Below are 16,013 nucleotides of genomic sequence, written 5' to 3'. Positions count from 1 at the left end.
TTAGAGGAGTGTTACATATGAAAAAATGGCTGATTCTATTAACCCTAACCGTATTTACTATCGTAATCGCAGCATGCGGTCAGGATCAAGGAGCTTCCAGCGCTGCAGGCGGAGCGAATGGTGCCGGCGGTGGCGAGCCCGAAGCTCCTGTAGCTGAGGAATTGACGATTACACATCAGCTTGGTGAAACCAAAGTGACAAAGAATCCGGCCAAGGTCGTTGTGTTTGATTTCGGGATTCTGGATTCCCTGGATGAGCTCGGCGTTGAAGTAGCCGGTGTGCCGCAGGCGAACATTCCTCCGTATCTGTCCAAATTCGAGGATGCCAAGTACGAGAATGTCGGCAGCCTGAAGGAGCCGGATTTCGAGAAAATCAACAGCATCAAACCGGATTTGATTATCATTTCCGGAAGACAGCAGGAAGCTTATGACGAGCTGCAAAAAATCGGCCCAACCATTTATCTGGGTGTAGATACAAGTCGTTACATGGATTCTTTTAAAGAAAACATGCATACGCTGGGGCAAATCTTCGATAAAGATGTCGAGGTTGAGCAAAAGCTTGCCGACATTGAGGAGAGCATTAAGGCTCTGAATGAAAAAGCGACAGCTTCCGGCAAAAATGCATTGATCATTCTGGCGAACGAAGGCAAAATCAGCGCTTACGGCCCGGGTTCCCGCTTCGGTATTCTGCACGATGTATTCGGCTTTGAAGCCGTTGACAGCAGCATTGAAGTAAGCACGCACGGCAAGGACATTTCCAATGAGTACATTGTAGAGCAAAATCCGGACTACTTGTTTGTTGTTGACCGCGGTGCCGTTGTGACAACAGGAAGCGGCGAGTCGAGCGCACAGCAAACGGTAGAGAACGAGCTTGTCCAAACAACCAATGCTTATAAAGAAGGCCATATCGTTTATTTGAACCCTAACTATTGGTACCTCTCCGGCGGCGGCTTGCTGTCCGTATCGGAAATGGTGAAAGAAGTAGAAGCGGCTATCGAATAATCCAAGCTTGTCCTTTCATCACCTACTACCCCAAGGACCTCATCTTCCACGCAGACGTGGGAGGTGAGGTTCTTTTATGATCAGAGATGAGGATTAAGGCGGTGCGCGATGTCTGAGTCCAGCCTGACTGCCTGACTGGTTAGGATAGAGCGTTGTCCGTTTTGCAATTGGGCAGAAGGTTAAGTGATAATATAGAGATGGAAGGCAGCCTTATTTTTAATGGGAGGGATTTGCAATGTTTCGGAATGACATTTATATAGATGGAGAGTGGATCGGGACCCCTGAGGGGACGGATGTCTATAATCCGGCGACCGGTGAGGTGCTTGGCACGTCAGCCAAGGCCGGCCGCAAGGAGGCACAGCAGGCGGTTGACGCCGCTGCCAGGGCGCTGGCTTCCTGGTCGGGCACAACGGCAGATGAGCGCGGCAAGCTGCTATGGCGCTGGCATGATCTGATTGAAGAGCATACGGAGGCATTGGCCCGGATCATGACTTTGGAGCAGGGCAAGCCTCTGAAGGAGGCAGCCGGGGAGATTGCGTATGCGAACAGTTTTGTATCCTGGTATGCTGAGGAAGGTAAACGGGTATATGGCGATACGATTCCGGCCTCGTCCTCCGGGAAGCGCATTATTGTGACCAAACAGCCGGTCGGGGTTGTTGCGGCCATTACGCCATGGAACTTTCCCGCGTCGATGATTACGCGCAAAGTAGCCCCGGCGCTGGCTGCAGGCTGTACGGTGGTGATCAAGCCGTCGGGTGAGACGCCGTTCACCGCTTTGAAGCTGGTGGAGCTGGCGGAGGCGGCCGGTTTTCCAGCAGGTGTCATCAATATCGTAACCGGGCCGTCGGCGGACATTGTGGATGTGTGGCAGCAGGATTCCCGAGTGAGAAAGCTGTCATTTACCGGTTCAACCGAAGTGGGCAGAATGCTGATGGAGGGAGCGGCGGCCAATATCAAGAAAATATCACTGGAGCTTGGTGGACACGCGCCGTTCATCGTAACGGCCAAAGCAGACCTGGATAAGGCTGCTGCCGGACTGATCGCTTCGAAATTCCGCAATGCGGGCCAAACCTGCGTGTGTGCCAACCGGGTATATGTGCAGGAGGAGATTGCCGAAGCATTCGCCGGCAAAGTCGCGGAATTGGTCCGCGCGCTGAAGGTTGGCAGCGGTTTGGAAGAGGGCGTTGATATCGGTCCCCTGATCAATCGGGATGCGGTGGAGAAGGTAGCGGCCCACATCCGGGATGCCGTAGACAAAGGAGGCGTCATTCTGGCAGGGGGCCGTGTGCTGGGCGAACTGCAGGGACATTATATGGAACCGACAGTGATCATGAATGCAACTGATGACATGCTATGCATGGTCGAGGAAACCTTCGGGCCGCTGGCACCGATCTCCAGCTTCCGGAAGATCGAGGAGGCAGTGGAGCGGGCCAATAACAGCCCGTATGGGCTGGCCGCCTATGTGTATACCGAGCATTTGTGCGAGGCAGTCCGGTTGGCTGAGTCGCTGGATTACGGGATCGTGGGCGTTAATGACGCGCTGCCTTCGACGGCGCAGGCCCCTTTTGGCGGGTTCAAGGAAAGCGGTCTTGGACGCGAGGGCGGCCGGTACGGCATCGAGGAATATTTGGAAACGAAATATATTTCAATCGGGCTGTAGTGCTGCTGTAGCAGCGAGTGGGAACAAGCAGCCTTCGATAGGACTCAACCCAAAAAAGCGCCCGAAAACGGCGCTTTTTTGGTGATTGAATCCCTGCTGAAACCATCTGTTACGCACGGTTATACACTGCCCTCTGGTGAATCCGGCTGTGGGCTGGATCGATTCAGAGTGAAAGTTAGGCCAGCACGTCCGTCATCGAAACGGTATCTTTGCGCTCATCCGAGCGATAGGCGGCGACGGCGACAGCCAGTGCTTGCAGGCCATCCTCTCCGGTGACAGAGGCTTCGGACGCCCCGGATGCAATCGAAGAGACAAAATCACGCACCAGCGCCAAATCCATATCATCGCCCCAGAAGTGATGGGAGTAACCCTGCTCATCCCGGTACACGTTCAGCTTCTGATTGATCGCGTTGAGCGTCAACGTGCCGGCAGACCCGATAATCTCCAGGGTAACATCGCCCCAGACGGGATACGTTTTGTTGCGGGACCAGCTGCAATCCAGGGTGGCGAACACGCCGTTGTCAAACTCCAAACTCAGCATGCCACAATCGTCAATCGGGGTCTCGGCAATCAAATGATCGACCTCGGCATACACTTCCTTCACCTCGGCGCCGGTCATCCAGCGCATAATGTCCGCGACATGCACCGTATGGTCGATAACGGCACCGCCCCCGGAAAGGGAAGGTTCGACAAACCATCCGCCCGGATTCCGCCCGCGGTTCGTGCCTTTCATGGCCAAGATGCGTCCCAGCTTGCCTTCGTCCACCAGCTGTTTGGCGCGCCGAACCGATGAGTTGAATCGAACCGGAAAGGCGGTCTGAAGCAGCACGCCATGCGCGCGGCAAGCCTCAATCATCGCCTGAGCATCCTTGACATTGGTCGAGAGCGGCTTTTCGCACAGCACGTGAACACCCGCTTTCGCGGCAGCAAGCACATGCTCTTTATGATAAGCGTTCTCAGAAGTAACGACGACACCGTCCAAGCCTTGTGCTAACAAATCTTCATAGCTTTGAAAATACGATGTTCCAAACTGTGCGGCGTACTTCTGGCCGCGCTCCGCAACCGGATCGGCAATACCGACGAGTTCGACGCCCTCGATCTGCATCAGGGCGGAGGCATAGCCGGCAGCATGCATATGGGCGAAGCTGATGATTCCGATTTTCATTACAATATCCTCCTTATTAACCTGATGTCGACCGGGCGGCGTCGTTCAGCGTAACCGGACGACCGGTGCGGGCCGACTCCAGCGCGGCAAGTGAGATACGAAGGGCTTCCCAGGCATCCTCCGCTGTAACAAGCGGCTCGCTTCCGTCCTGAATACACGACACAAAATGCGCAAGCTCCCGGGCATACGGGCTAGGCTCAAGCGGACTTTCCGGAACAGGAACCCCCGCGCGCGATCCGGGTCTTTGCCCCCGATCCCGCATGATCAGCGGTGTATCCTTGGAGCTGTCATAGTCGATCACTCCGCTCGTTCCCGCCATTTCCAATTGCATGAAGAATCCTTCATGCGCCCAGGTTCCTTCGATATGGGCGATAACGCCGCTCTGGAAGCGGAGCGTAACCAGCGCGTAATCGAGCTGTGCTTGAACACGGCCGTGTAGACTTTTGGCAAATACGCGCTCCACCTCGCCAAAGCACCAACGCAAATAATCAAAATCATGGATCAACGCATCCACAATGACGCCCCCGCTGGCTGACGTATCGCTGTACCAGTCGTTCCAGCCGACCGGATAGCTGCCGCCGCGCGCGGCGCGAATGACAGCAGGACTGCCGATCGCTCCTCTGTCCAAAAGCGCCTTGGCGTTTTGATACTCCGGGAAGAAGCGCAGCACCTGGCCGACGAAAAGGCGCACTCCTTTTTGCTTGCAGTAGTCGATCATCAGACGGGCATCGGCCAGGCTGCCTGCGAGCGGCTTTTCACAGATGACATCCTTGCCATCATCGGCGGCTCGGAGGACATAGCTCTTGTGAAGCGGGGTTGGCAAGCAGATGTCAATGACATCGATGTGCTCGCTGCCAAGCTGTCCAAGGGCCTGATCATAACTCGTGAAGGCTCTGCATTCGCAATGTGCGGCGAGCAGCGCTGCTTTATCCGCTTGGAGATCAGCGATACCAACGAGTTTAACGCCGGGCATGTTCTTGTAAGCTTCGGCATGGACACTGCCCATTGTGCCAGCACCGATCACCAGTACGTGTAACATGGTTGAACCACTCCTTTTTACTGCCTAATGGGACCCCTAGACACATAGTTATTCCAATGTTCGAAAAAAGTAACGATCATCACAACATGATAAAACGAGTCAATATCGCTCATTTGCGAAAATTATATAATTCTTGAGCCTATATTTCAAGTGAAACGATAGAGAGGACGGTTCGATTGAACGATATGATCTTAACAGACAGGTTTCTGTTAAACTTCTTATTTCGAGTTATGGAAAAAGTCGAAAAACATGGTATAGTGTTGTTAGCATCGATTTTAATATCCGAACACATATGCTGTGTATCATAGGGAATAGAAAGGTTGGACTTGCTTGACCAATATGAGAAAGGGCGATCATAGACTCATTCAGGAGCTGAACCGATCAAAGGTGCTTAACCATATTCGCAGAGAGGGTCCCATCTCCCGCATTGCGTTGGCCAAACAGAACGGGATCAGTCCCTCCACGGTGGCTTCTGCCGTACAGGAACTGATCAAGGAAGGCTACGTGTCGGAGATAGGACCGGGAAGCTCCAGCGGGGGGAGGAAGCCCATTCTGCTTCGATTCAACCCGGATCATCACCATTTGATCGCTGTTGCTATTACCAATTCCAGGATGCTGCTGGCGCGCATGAATTTGGAAGCCAGGGTGCTTGCGAAGGCGGAATACCCGATATCCGGCGTCAAGGGGGAGGCGGTGGCCGAGTTTTTGGTTGAGCACCTGGATCGTTTTCTGACCGAGGACGGCGTTCAGAGCACATGCATTGGCATTTCCGTTACGGTTCCAGGCATTGTGCGAAGTGATGAAGGGATTGTGCTTTATAATACGAAGCTCGGCATGAACCGCGTCCCACTCAAGCGTATGCTGGAGTCGCGATATGGAATGAAGGTGTGGCTTGAGAATGACATGAACTCCGTCGTGCTGGCCGAGCGGCAATTTGGCAAGTATGCTTATGCGAATCTGATCTACATTTCTATCGGTGACGGTCTCGGTTCCGGCATTCTTATTAACGAAACGCTGCTGCACGGCAAGCATGGCGGTGCCGGGGAGTTTGGCCACACCAGCGTGAACCGGGGCGGGGTACGGTGCGAATGCGGCAACGTCGGCTGTCTGGACAGCTATATCAGCTGGATGGCGGTCTATTCCCGGATCCTGACCGCACTGACCTCCGGGCGTACGACACAGATTAACGAATTGACGGGAGGCGATTATACCCGCATCGTGCCTGAGGTGTATAAGGAGGCGCTGCGCAGGGGGGATCGGCTGGCGCTAGATATTAATGAAGAAGTCGCGGACCATCTGGGGGCGGCAATCGTGAATTTGATCAATATGTTTAACCCGGAAGCGCTGGTCCTTGGCGGCGAAATGGGCAGGGACAACGAGGCATTGCTTGAGAAGGTGCGCCTATATATCAACAAGCATGCGATGCCGATCCTGAGGGAGGATCTGGTGTTCGGGATGACCTCGCTTGGGGAGGACGATAAGCTGATCGGCGCGGCAGCGGTATTGCTGCAGGATTTGTTCGGGTTTTCACTGATGGAATCCTGATCTGAATGCGAACATCGGTTTGTGACCGATTTGACAACGTTTCCACCGCATCGTAATCTTTGGGTAAATGCATCCGCAAAGGGGAGACGAAACATGGAGCAGTACATGATGGCGCTCGATCAGGGAACGACAAGTTCCAGAGCCATTTTGTTTGACCGTGACGGGAAAATGGTGCATGCCGCCCAGAAGGAGTTTCCGCAATATTTTCCACAGCCGGGCTGGGTTGAGCAGAATGCGAATGAAATTTGGGGGTCGATCCTTGCGGTGATCGCCACCTGCTTGTCTGAGGCCGGTGTGAAGACCGACCAGATCGCCGGCATCGGAATTACGAACCAGCGGGAAACTACGGTGGTCTGGGATAAGGAAACGGGAGAGCCAGTCTACCATGCCATTGTGTGGCAATCCCGGCAAACAGCCGATATTTGTGAGCAGCTGGCTTCGGCGGGCTATGACAGTCTGATCAGAGAGAAGACGGGACTGCTTATTGATCCCTATTTTTCGGGAACGAAGATCAGGTGGATTCTGGATCATGTGGAGGGCGTTCGTGCAAGGGCAGAGCGCGGAGAGCTGTTGTTCGGGACGATCGACACCTGGCTTATCTGGAAGCTGTCCGGTGGCAAAGCGCATGTAACCGATTATTCGAATGCCTCCCGCACGATGCTGTATAACATTCACGAGCTGAAATGGGATGAGGAGCTATTGGAGCTGCTGGACATTCCAGCCTGCATGCTGCCGGAGGTGCGGCCTTCGTCGGAAATTTACGCGTTGACGGCGGCGTATCATTTCTTTGGACGCGAGGTTCCGATTGCCGGAGCGGCGGGCGATCAGCAGGCGGCTTTGTTCGGCCAGACCTGCTTCAAGGAAGGCATGGTCAAGATCACTTATGGCACGGGCAGCTTCATGCTGATGCACACCGGCGAGCGGCCGGTGAAATCGGAGCACGGACTGATCACTACCATCGCCTGGGGCGTTAACGGCAAGGTGGAGTATGCGCTGGAAGGCAGTGTTTTTGTAGCGGGCTCAGCCGTTCAATGGCTGCGTGATGGCCTGCGCATGTTCCGTGAATCCAAGGACAGCGAGCAATATGCGCGCAGGGTCGACTCAACAGAGGGCGTGTATGTAGTCCCGGCGTTTGTCGGCCTCGGCAGCCCTTATTGGAACAGCGAGGTCCGAGGGGCCGTGTTCGGGCTGACCCGCGGGACAACGAAGGAGCATTTTGTGCGCGCAACGCTGGAGTCTCTGGCGTATCAGACGCGGGATGTGCTGGCTGTCATGGAGGAGGACACCGGCTATAAGATTGAAACGCTGCGGGTCGACGGCGGCGCGGTATCGAACTCATTTCTGATGGAATTTCAAAGCGATATTCTGAATGTGCCGGTGGAGCGCCCGGTCATTATCGAGACGACAGCGCTGGGCGCTGCTTACCTCGGAGGCCTGGCCGTCGGCTTCTGGAAGAGTCAGGACGAAATATGCAGCAAGTGGAGCCTGGAGCAGCGCTTTGACCCGGCGATGGAGGATGAGGTCAGGGAGCGGCTGTATGGCGGGTGGAAAAAGGCCGTCCATGCAGCGATGGCGTTCCAGTGATCGGCTGATGATGTCTGTTCGCCAGGGTTTTGCCGGGAATTGAGGAAACAGATACAGGGGAAATGCAGAGAGCAGCATCTAAGATCGATTTCGGAGATTGGATTGGGGAGGAGTTCTTATATGAACGAAGTACTGTCATTCTCAAGCTTGGAGCGACAGTCGATATTTGAAGGGCTGGGAGCACATCCTTATGATCTTATCGTTATTGGCGGCGGGATTACAGGGGCCGGGATAGCGCTGGATGCGATCACGCGCGGAATGAAAGTGCTGCTGGTTGAGATGCAGGATTATGCCGCTGGCACCAGCAGCCGTTCTACGAAGCTGGTGCATGGGGGGCTTCGCTATCTGAAACAGCTTGAAGTCGGGATGGTCGCCGAGGTTGGCAAAGAGCGTGCGGTTGTATATGAGAACGGCCCTCACGTGACGATACCGGAATGGATGCTGCTGCCGATTCACAAGGGGGGCACCTTCGGCAAATTCAGCACTTCGATCGGGCTGATGGTTTATGATTTCCTGGCGGGTGTCAAGCGGAGCGAGCGCCGGGTGATGCTGTCCCCGGTGCAGACGCTGCTCAGGGAGCCGCTGCTTAAAGCGGACGGTCTGCTCGGGGCTGGGTATTATGTAGAATACCGGACCGATGACGCCCGGTTGACGCTGGAAGTGCTGAAGGAGGCAGCGGCCCGAGGCGCGGTGCTGCTGAATTATGCCAAGGCCGAGCGGCTGAACTACGATGCGAACGGGCGAATTGCCGGAATTACCGTCCGTGATATGATCAGCGGCCAGACGCGCGACGTCAGCGCTCTGAAGGTCGTCAATGCGGCCGGGCCTTGGGTTGATCAGATTCGGGAGATGGATCAATCGCGAAAGGGGAAGCAGCTTCAACTGACGAAGGGCGTGCATCTTGTCATCGACCAGTCGAAGTTCCCGCTGAAACAAGCGATTTATTTCGACACGCCGGATGGTCGGATGGTGTTTGCCATTCCGCGGAGCGGCAAGACCTATGTTGGCACAACCGACACGGTGTATAAGGATGATCCTGCCAGCCCGCACATCCATGAGGAGGATCGGGACTATATTCTACGAGCCATTCACTATATGTTCCCTGAAGTGAAGCTGACGGCTGCCGATGTGGAATCCGGATGGGCCGGGGTCCGTCCGCTCATTCTGGAAGAAGGAAAGAGCCCGTCGGAAATTTCACGCAAGGATGAAATCTGGGAGTCCCCGAGCGGGATGATTACGATTGCCGGCGGTAAGCTGACCGGATACCGCAAGATGGCCGATACGGTCGTGAATCTGGTGGCTGCCAAAATCCGGGAGGCGGGAGGCCCGGCCTTTGGCGAATGCCAGACCAGGCATATGCCGATATCGGGCGGCCACGTCGGCGGTTCAGCCGGGTTCGCGGACTATGTCCGGGAACAGACCGAGATCGCGGCAGCTCAAGGAATTGACCGCAAGCTGGCTGAACAGTGGGTACAGACTTACGGCTCCAATGCGCCTATCCTGTACGAGCTCGCCCAAGAGCTCGCGGAGCAGAGCATGGGCGAAGGGCCGCATAAAGCCACCCCCCTTCCGGATGCTGTGCTCGTTCCGCTTGTGTATGCGATCCGGCACGAAATGGCATGCAAGCCGACCGACTTTTTCATTCGGCGCACCGGTTCCCTGCTGTTTGATATTAGCTGGACTCAGAAATGGATGGAGCCGGTCATTGATTACATGGCGTCCGTACTGAACTGGAGTGATCAGGAGAAAGAGCAGCATGCGTCCGAGCTGGAGCAGGAGATCGAGCGTGCAACACAGCCGCAGACAAGGCCGCAGTTATAAACTGCGGTCCACTGTCTCGAAGTGTGCCAAAAAGGATAGAATGACCGTGCTTTCTATGGTAATCTATTAGCGTTCTTAGTTGAGAGGAGAGATCTAGCGTGAGTCATAAAGCATATGAAGGAACCTATCAGGGTGAGAAGGCAGTATGGCTTCAGTTTGGACCATATGAAGCCGTGGTGCTGCCGGAAATCGGCGGCAATCTGATTGCATTTCGCGATACCGAAAGCGGTTACCGTTTTCTGCGCGAGCCAGCCGAATCGGAGATGGAGCAGTTCAAGGCCAACCCTGGCGTGCACGGCATCCCGGTGCTGTTTCCGCCAAACCGTTATGAGGACGGCAAATTTCCTTGGAACGGAAAAACATATCAATTCCCGGTCAACGAGGAGTCCACAGGCAACCACCTGCACGGTTTCTTGCATACGATTCCATGGCGTGTGGAAGAGTTCGGCAGCACCGCTTCCGAGAGCTATGTAACCGTATCCGTGAAGATTGACGAGAATCATCCGGTATACCGCATGCTTCCGCACACGTTCACCTTCCGTCTGCGTTACGCTTTGAGCGAGGACGGATTGTCCCAGCACGTCTTCATTCGCAATGAAGGCCGTGAGTCGATGCCTTGTCTGTTGGCGTTCCATACGGCGGTCAATGCGCCGTTTGCTCCGGGCAGCACCGAGGCGGATTGCAAGGTTAAACTTACGATCGGCGAGCGCTGGGAACTGGATGGACGGATGCTGCCGACGGGCAAATATCAGCCGCTGACTGGGGAAGAGAAGCAGCTGCAGGGGGAAGGGGTCAGCCCGTTCTTCACGTCGATGGACAACCATTATACCGCAGTTCCCCAGAACGGCCGAAACCGGATGGAGCTGACCGATTCCAATATCGGCAAGACGCTCGTATATGATGTAGGAGCTTCCTACAAGCAATGGATGATCTGGAACAACGGCGCTGCCGGGAAGTTCTTCTGTCCAGAGCCGCAAATCAACCTGGTCAATGCGCCGAATGTGAAGCTTCCGGCGGACGAAATCGGACTGTTCGGTCTGGAGCCGGGAGAGATCTGGGAGGAAACCTCTCGATTGTATGTTAGAAACAACGGCTGATTCCTTCTGCTGATTTCTGCTAAGGAAATGGACCGCAGCCGTTCCACCCAAAAACGCATCCCGTCTGCAGGCACTCCTGCCGATGCCGGATGCGTTTTTTTGATTCGTTAATCGATGGAAGAGGAGGAGCCGGCTTTCGGAGCTGCGCGCTTCCGATAGCGGGCCACTCGGGAAGGAAGCGCGAAGAAGAGCGCGTACATGACCACAAATAACATCAGTGCAATCAGTTCCTCCGCGAGAATGTAATACGGATGCGGGCCCAGCAGGTCCAGCAGAGAGGACGTCTCGGGCTTGCGCATAAGAAACATATAATTGGAGCCGAGCGCCATGTTGATCAGTCCTACTGCCAGCGCAGCACCGTTCAGGAACAGCATCGTCCAGCCGATGGAGCGCCAGGTTGGCCTGTATTTCCGCACCCATGTCATATAGAGCGCGGTGAGGATGATCGCACTGTGGATAATGAAGAAGTGAAAGAAGCGAAAATGCGGAAACGGGTAATCCAGGCTCGGTGTCAATATCGCCTGCATGGCCCCGCCGATACCGGCAAAATACACAAGCGGATATAATTTATCAGCGCCTGTGATCAGCAATGCCGCGGACAAAAACAGGGTCAGGCTGCACAACTCCAGCGGCAGGGAAGTAGCAGGATTCCAGACGCCCTTGACGCCATACCAGATATGAAGCGCCGCTTCAGGAAGCAGCAAGGCGGTCAGCAGTGTCCATTTGACGATGCTTTGAGCACGGTCGCTGCCGGCCAGCCTGTTGCGAAACCAGTATAGCAGAAGGGCCGACAGGCATAGTGCAGCAATCGCGCTCCAATGGTCAGCCGCAAAGGCGGCAAACCGCTGCGGGTAGTCCGGATCAAATAGCGATTCGATGGGGATCGCTCCTTTCGTGCGGGTTGACTCTGTTACCGATGATCTTACCATGAACGGGCATTTTTGAATATGAGCTGGTGCTTTCAATCATAATGACCCAATCACTAATAACCAATCATCTATGATCAATGACCAATGACAAAACGCCCCGCTTAACGAGAGCTAAACGGGGCGTTTGCTTTTCTTTTGTCTTGGAGCGATAAGTTGATGTCATGTTAAGTGGCGAACTGCTCAACCGAACCCATCAGACGTTTGATCGCCTCCTGCTTCCAGCGAGGAATGCGAAGCCGCTTGGCCGATGGGGCCATCTCGCCAAAGTAGGCAACGCCTTGCTCCAAAGCGGTGATCTTCCGCACATTCACATAGCAATTGGAGTATACAGGGTAAAAGGTTTTATCCGAGAGCAGGCCGCGAAGTTGTTCGGCAGTCATTCTCTTTGTAATATTGTAGTTTCTGCCGTGAAAGCTGACCAAACCATGTGAACCGGTTTTAAAGAACAGAATGTCCGTCTCCACAACGAAGTCCTCGTACACGTTTCGGCTTTGCGATGCGTGTTTCATCATTCTGTGCTTCCCCCTTATTTCAAAGTCCAACTAATTGGTAACGCTTTCATTTTAACATGAACCGGAATGAGTTGAAAAGGGATTTTTGTGTAAACTTAAAATAAATTGCCCTGCGCATCAAGCACAGGGCAACAAAATCAATGCTAAACACAGGTTCGGAGCTGCTTAGTCCTCCAGTGTGTTTGTAATCGTAGCTTGGTTTTTCAGTTCCTGGACAAAGCCGTTCGCCTGCTCGTAAACCTTCTGGTTAATGAGCTCCTCGCGGATTTCTTCTTTCTTCTCCTCGAACGTCGGATTGGTTGCTTCCTTCTTGTCGGTTACTTTAATGATATGGTAGCCGAAAGAGCTTTGTACCGGACCGCTGATTTCGCCGACCGCCAGTTTGAAGGCAGCCTCTTCAAATGCCGGGTCCATCTCTCCGCGTCCAAAGAAGTTCAGGTCACCGCCTCGATCCTTGGTGGCGTCCTCATTCTTCTCGGCAGCGATCTCGGCAAAATCGGCGCCTTCCTTCAGCTGCTTCTCGATTTCCTCAGCTTCTTCCTTCGTCTCTACCAGGATGTGGGAAGCTCGGACTTGTTCCGGCGTGGCGTATCGGTCCTTGTTCTGCTCGTAGGTTTGTTCAATTTCTTCCTCGGTCGGCTGAACCTTGTCGCCAAGCAGCTTTTTCAGCTGAATCTGGGTTGTGGCCTGCTCCTTCAAATCATCGATGGTCATGCCCGCTTGTCCAAGCGCCGTATTGAAATCTTCCTCGGAAGGGAACGATGCCTTCAAGGCATCAATTTCTTTGTTGAGATCTTCTTCCGTCACGGTGAGGGATTGCTCCTCCATCGCCTGGCGGATCACTTCCATTGTAATCAGGCCGTCCAGCGTTTGCGGCCCGCCAGCCTTCACCATCTCTTCATACAGGCTGTCTTTCGTAATATCGACATTGTTGACCCGCGCAACCGCATCGTTATTGGAGCTCTTACCGAATGGCGGCACGATCAGGACGACAATAAGCGCTGCAGCAAGCACAAGTGAAGTGATCATCCAGCCCTTGTTGCCGCCGCCCCCGCCGCTGGCAGCCTGCTCAGTCTGGCCAGCTGGCTGGTCGGCAACCATGACACCGACCGGGTCCGATGACTGCTCGTCTTGGGTTGTGTCTTCGTTGGCGTTGTACTCCTCAGGTTGTATTTCCAGCGCGGACTCTTCCTCCGGTGCATGCGGATCTTCTGATGCCGTCATTTCTGTATGATCATCAGAAGGAGCAACCTGCTCAGGTTGAAGCTCGCGTTCATTCTCATTGGTTTTTCCTTGCTCATCCTCCGGCGGACCCGGATTCGTTGATTGCAGATCTTGATCTTTCATGTAAATGTTGACTCCCTTCAAAGGCATGTATTTATGGCTTGTTCCACTTTTTAACTGTACCAGATTGCCGCGCTTTTTACCTTAATAAAAAATAAAAATTGCCGCGGAGCAAAGCTTCTGCACATGCGGATATGATTGTTAATAAAGTGACATGGACTTGACGCTAATCATCTCATATAATGGAAATAAACGTAATTGAGCTGCTGGAGAACGCTGTGCTGCTGTCCGGCATGTCCCTGTTCATAAGGAGGATTGCGCATTGCTTTTGTACATAATGGTCATTACCTTGGCGTTAATCGGCGGCATCGCTACGATGCTTGTCGGACTGTCCCAGGAAAACAGAAAGTCGAATCCGGAATATGAGCGGAAGACCAAGAACAACATCGTAAAGCTGGTTGTCATTTATCTGATTGCGCTGATCGGCTTCATAACGATCTGGGCGCTGGTTGATTGATCAGTCCGGGCAGAGCCTCATCCATAACCTGGCATGCACGAATCTGACAGGATTCCATGATACATATGTCTGGGTAACATCGCATCGGCCGAACCCGATGGGCGCTTAAGCCCTAAGGTTCGGTCGATTCCATTTCCAGCGGGGAATCTTCCGGCCATTCATTTGCAGCATTCGGTACGGCGTATGTTTTATATTCATCATCGTTCCCAATTTCCAGGCAGAGAAGACGGTGGCCATAAGCGCAGGCGCCGTCGATGCCGATCTTGTCCCCGTGCGGGCTGAACCAGACTTCGCCGGTGTGATGCAAATGGAACGTCGGCGTATGCCCGAACACAACGGTTTTGCCAAGTCCGGTCGGATGGTTGTAGAACGCATCCCGTATCCACATGAAATCGTCGCCGGGTTGCTCCTTCCAGTCCGCATAGGCCGGATTGGTTCCAGCGTGGACAAAGATGTGCTTCTCTCCCTCATGATAGAGGGGCAGGGACTGGAGAAAATCGAGATGATGCCGGTAATGCTCTAATATGTATGTTTTGGCCGCCTGAAAGACTTCGGGCTCCATAATGTCGCCTGTAATGACTTCGCTGCAATAGCTGAGCAAGGTTTGGCTGCCGCCGTTGCTCAGCCAGTGATACTGATACCGCGCATTTTCTTCAAGCAGCGCCTTAAGCATCATATCATCATGATTGCCTTTCAGCACGACGGCCCCGGCCTGCTCATGCAGCTTGATGACCTGGTCGACCACATCCTTGCTTTTCATGCCCCGGTCCACATAATCGCCAAGCAGCAGCAATTGATCCTCAGCCGGGCGATAACGGACCTTCTCCAGCATGGTGTTAAATTCATCATAACACCCGTGGATATCGCTGATGACAATGGTCCTCATCCAAGTACCTCCCTTCTGTGTAATATGGACAGATTGACGCGATCTATTCCCGACGTAATGTGTTCCCTATTTAAGTCCGATAACCCTGCTTTTTTTGAAGAAAAAATACGGTAAAATAACTTATCGGAAGGCGAGAACTCGTCTTTAACAGACTAATCCCGCTTCATTTGAGCAGAATATACTTGGGACTTCCCGCCAAAATGTGATAATATATCTATCTTCGGTTGGAGATGATGCTGATAATGTTGCTGGAAGGAGTCTGAATGATATAAGAATGATACATACAGAGCGATGGCCGCGTATTCGTTGGATATTAGGAGCGGTTAGCCTTGCCGGATTTATCATAATGTCCCTGCTTGTCGCGCAGCATCGCACAGATTGGCTGGATCCGCCGCTTATCGATGCCGTGCAAGCAGGCGAGCACCCCCGGATCACGCAGGCAGCACAGGTTTTATCTTATATCGGATCGGTGATTCCGATGTTTATCATCTGTCTGATCCTGGCCTTCATGTTCTATATTCGGCTCCGGTTTCGGACGGAATTGCTGCTTATGCTTGCGGTAGTGGCCGGTTCTCCGATATTGAATTCCCTGCTTAAATGGCAGTTTCAACGGGAGCGGCCGGAGATATACCGTTTGGCGGAAGCGGCCGGCTACAGCTATCCGAGCGGGCATGCGATGTCTTCCGTTTCCTTTTACGGTGTTCTTGCTTACTTGCTGTGGAGATATATGCCGGGCCGCGCGGGGAAATTGATTCTGCTTGCTGCGGCGATTGTGATGATGGCCGCGATTGGGCTGAGCCGGATCTATTTGGGGGTTCACTATCCGAGCGACATTGTTGGAGGGTATTTCGCCGCTGCCTTTTGGCTAACCTTGTGTGTAGCTTTTTATGAGCGAAGGTTCGGGCGAACTTCATAGTGCCTCATGATCACAGCGCCTGTTGCATAACGTAATGCAGCGGCGGGTAATAGAATG

The 16,013-nt window shown here is 53.7% G+C and carries 14 protein-coding genes; 8 read left to right on the top strand and 6 right to left on the bottom strand.

Annotation, left to right across the window (positions count from 1 at the left end):
* Positions 1-17: 17 nt before the first annotated feature.
* Together CHH67_RS14185 and CHH67_RS14180 are read left to right on the top strand one after the other, a co-directional pair.
* On the top strand, positions 18-1,001 hold the full coding sequence (locus tag CHH67_RS14185; protein ID WP_095265846.1) for a siderophore ABC transporter substrate-binding protein: 984 nt from the start codon (positions 18-20) through the stop codon (positions 999-1,001).
* Positions 1,002-1,236: 235 nt separating this feature from the next.
* A complete protein-coding gene (locus tag CHH67_RS14180) occupies positions 1,237-2,661 on the top strand; it encodes an NAD-dependent succinate-semialdehyde dehydrogenase (RefSeq protein WP_095265845.1) in 1,425 nt (474 codons plus the stop codon).
* A 175-nt stretch (positions 2,662-2,836) separates the two neighbouring features.
* On the opposite strand, the gene CHH67_RS14175 is transcribed toward CHH67_RS14180, so the two are convergent.
* Positions 2,837-3,826: a Gfo/Idh/MocA family protein gene (locus CHH67_RS14175; protein WP_095265844.1), complete on the bottom strand. Its 990-nt coding sequence runs from the start codon at positions 3,824-3,826 to the stop codon at positions 2,837-2,839.
* A gap of 16 nt (positions 3,827-3,842) precedes the next feature.
* The gene (locus CHH67_RS14170; protein WP_095265843.1) at positions 3,843-4,865 is read right to left on the bottom strand and encodes a Gfo/Idh/MocA family protein; all 1,023 of its coding nucleotides are present in this window, start codon (positions 4,863-4,865) and stop codon (positions 3,843-3,845) included.
* A 339-nt stretch (positions 4,866-5,204) separates the two neighbouring features.
* On the opposite strand from CHH67_RS14170, the gene CHH67_RS14165 reads away from it, so the two are divergent.
* From CHH67_RS14165 to CHH67_RS14150, 4 genes are all read left to right on the top strand, one after another.
* A complete protein-coding gene (locus tag CHH67_RS14165) occupies positions 5,205-6,410 on the top strand; it encodes an ROK family transcriptional regulator (RefSeq protein WP_244908199.1) in 1,206 nt (401 codons plus the stop codon).
* 93 nt (positions 6,411-6,503) lie between these two features.
* On the top strand, positions 6,504-7,994 hold the full coding sequence (glpK, locus tag CHH67_RS14160) for a glycerol kinase GlpK (RefSeq protein WP_095265841.1): 1,491 nt from the start codon (positions 6,504-6,506) through the stop codon (positions 7,992-7,994).
* A 120-nt stretch (positions 7,995-8,114) separates the two neighbouring features.
* Positions 8,115-9,815, top strand: coding sequence for a glycerol-3-phosphate dehydrogenase/oxidase (locus CHH67_RS14155; RefSeq protein ID WP_095265840.1), 1,701 nt, complete (start codon positions 8,115-8,117; stop codon positions 9,813-9,815).
* Between the two features lie 98 nt (positions 9,816-9,913).
* Positions 9,914-10,912 carry an aldose 1-epimerase gene (locus CHH67_RS14150; RefSeq protein ID WP_095265839.1) on the top strand — a complete coding sequence of 333 codons (999 nt, stop codon included), beginning with the start codon at positions 9,914-9,916 and terminating at the stop codon, positions 10,910-10,912.
* Positions 10,913-11,019: 107 nt separating this feature from the next.
* Here CHH67_RS14150 and CHH67_RS14145 read toward each other — a convergent pair whose 3' ends face one another.
* From CHH67_RS14145 to CHH67_RS14135, 3 genes are all read right to left on the bottom strand, one after another.
* Complete coding sequence (locus tag CHH67_RS14145) at positions 11,020-11,841, bottom strand: YwaF family protein (protein WP_095265838.1); 822 nt, start codon at positions 11,839-11,841, stop codon at positions 11,020-11,022.
* Positions 11,842-12,005: 164 nt separating this feature from the next.
* Complete coding sequence (locus tag CHH67_RS14140) at positions 12,006-12,353, bottom strand: hypothetical protein (protein ID WP_095265837.1); 348 nt, start codon at positions 12,351-12,353, stop codon at positions 12,006-12,008.
* Between the two features lie 165 nt (positions 12,354-12,518).
* Positions 12,519-13,700 carry a peptidylprolyl isomerase gene (locus CHH67_RS14135; protein WP_095265836.1) on the bottom strand — a complete coding sequence of 394 codons (1,182 nt, stop codon included), beginning with the start codon at positions 13,698-13,700 and terminating at the stop codon, positions 12,519-12,521.
* 259 nt (positions 13,701-13,959) lie between these two features.
* Here CHH67_RS14135 and CHH67_RS14130 point away from each other — a divergent pair, with 259 nt between their 5' ends.
* A complete protein-coding gene (locus tag CHH67_RS14130; RefSeq protein ID WP_095265835.1) occupies positions 13,960-14,154 on the top strand; it encodes a hypothetical protein in 195 nt (64 codons plus the stop codon).
* A gap of 112 nt (positions 14,155-14,266) precedes the next feature.
* Here the strand turns inward: CHH67_RS14130 and CHH67_RS14125 are convergent, their stop codons facing one another.
* Complete coding sequence (locus CHH67_RS14125; protein WP_095265834.1) at positions 14,267-15,040, bottom strand: metallophosphoesterase family protein; 774 nt, start codon at positions 15,038-15,040, stop codon at positions 14,267-14,269.
* 346 nt (positions 15,041-15,386) lie between these two features.
* On the opposite strand from CHH67_RS14125, the gene CHH67_RS14120 reads away from it, so the two are divergent.
* Positions 15,387-15,956 (top strand): phosphatase PAP2 family protein, encoded by a 570-nt coding sequence (locus tag CHH67_RS14120; protein WP_230875668.1) that lies wholly within the window; start codon positions 15,387-15,389, stop codon positions 15,954-15,956.
* Positions 15,957-16,013: the final 57 nt, after the last annotated feature.

Source organism: Paenibacillus campinasensis (genome assembly GCF_002272015.1).
GTDB lineage: Bacteria > Bacillota > Bacilli > Paenibacillales > Paenibacillaceae > Paenibacillus_AQ > Paenibacillus_AQ campinasensis.
The sequence above is the reverse complement of the archived record's forward strand: the minus strand, read 5'-3'. Positions and strand labels throughout refer to the sequence as shown.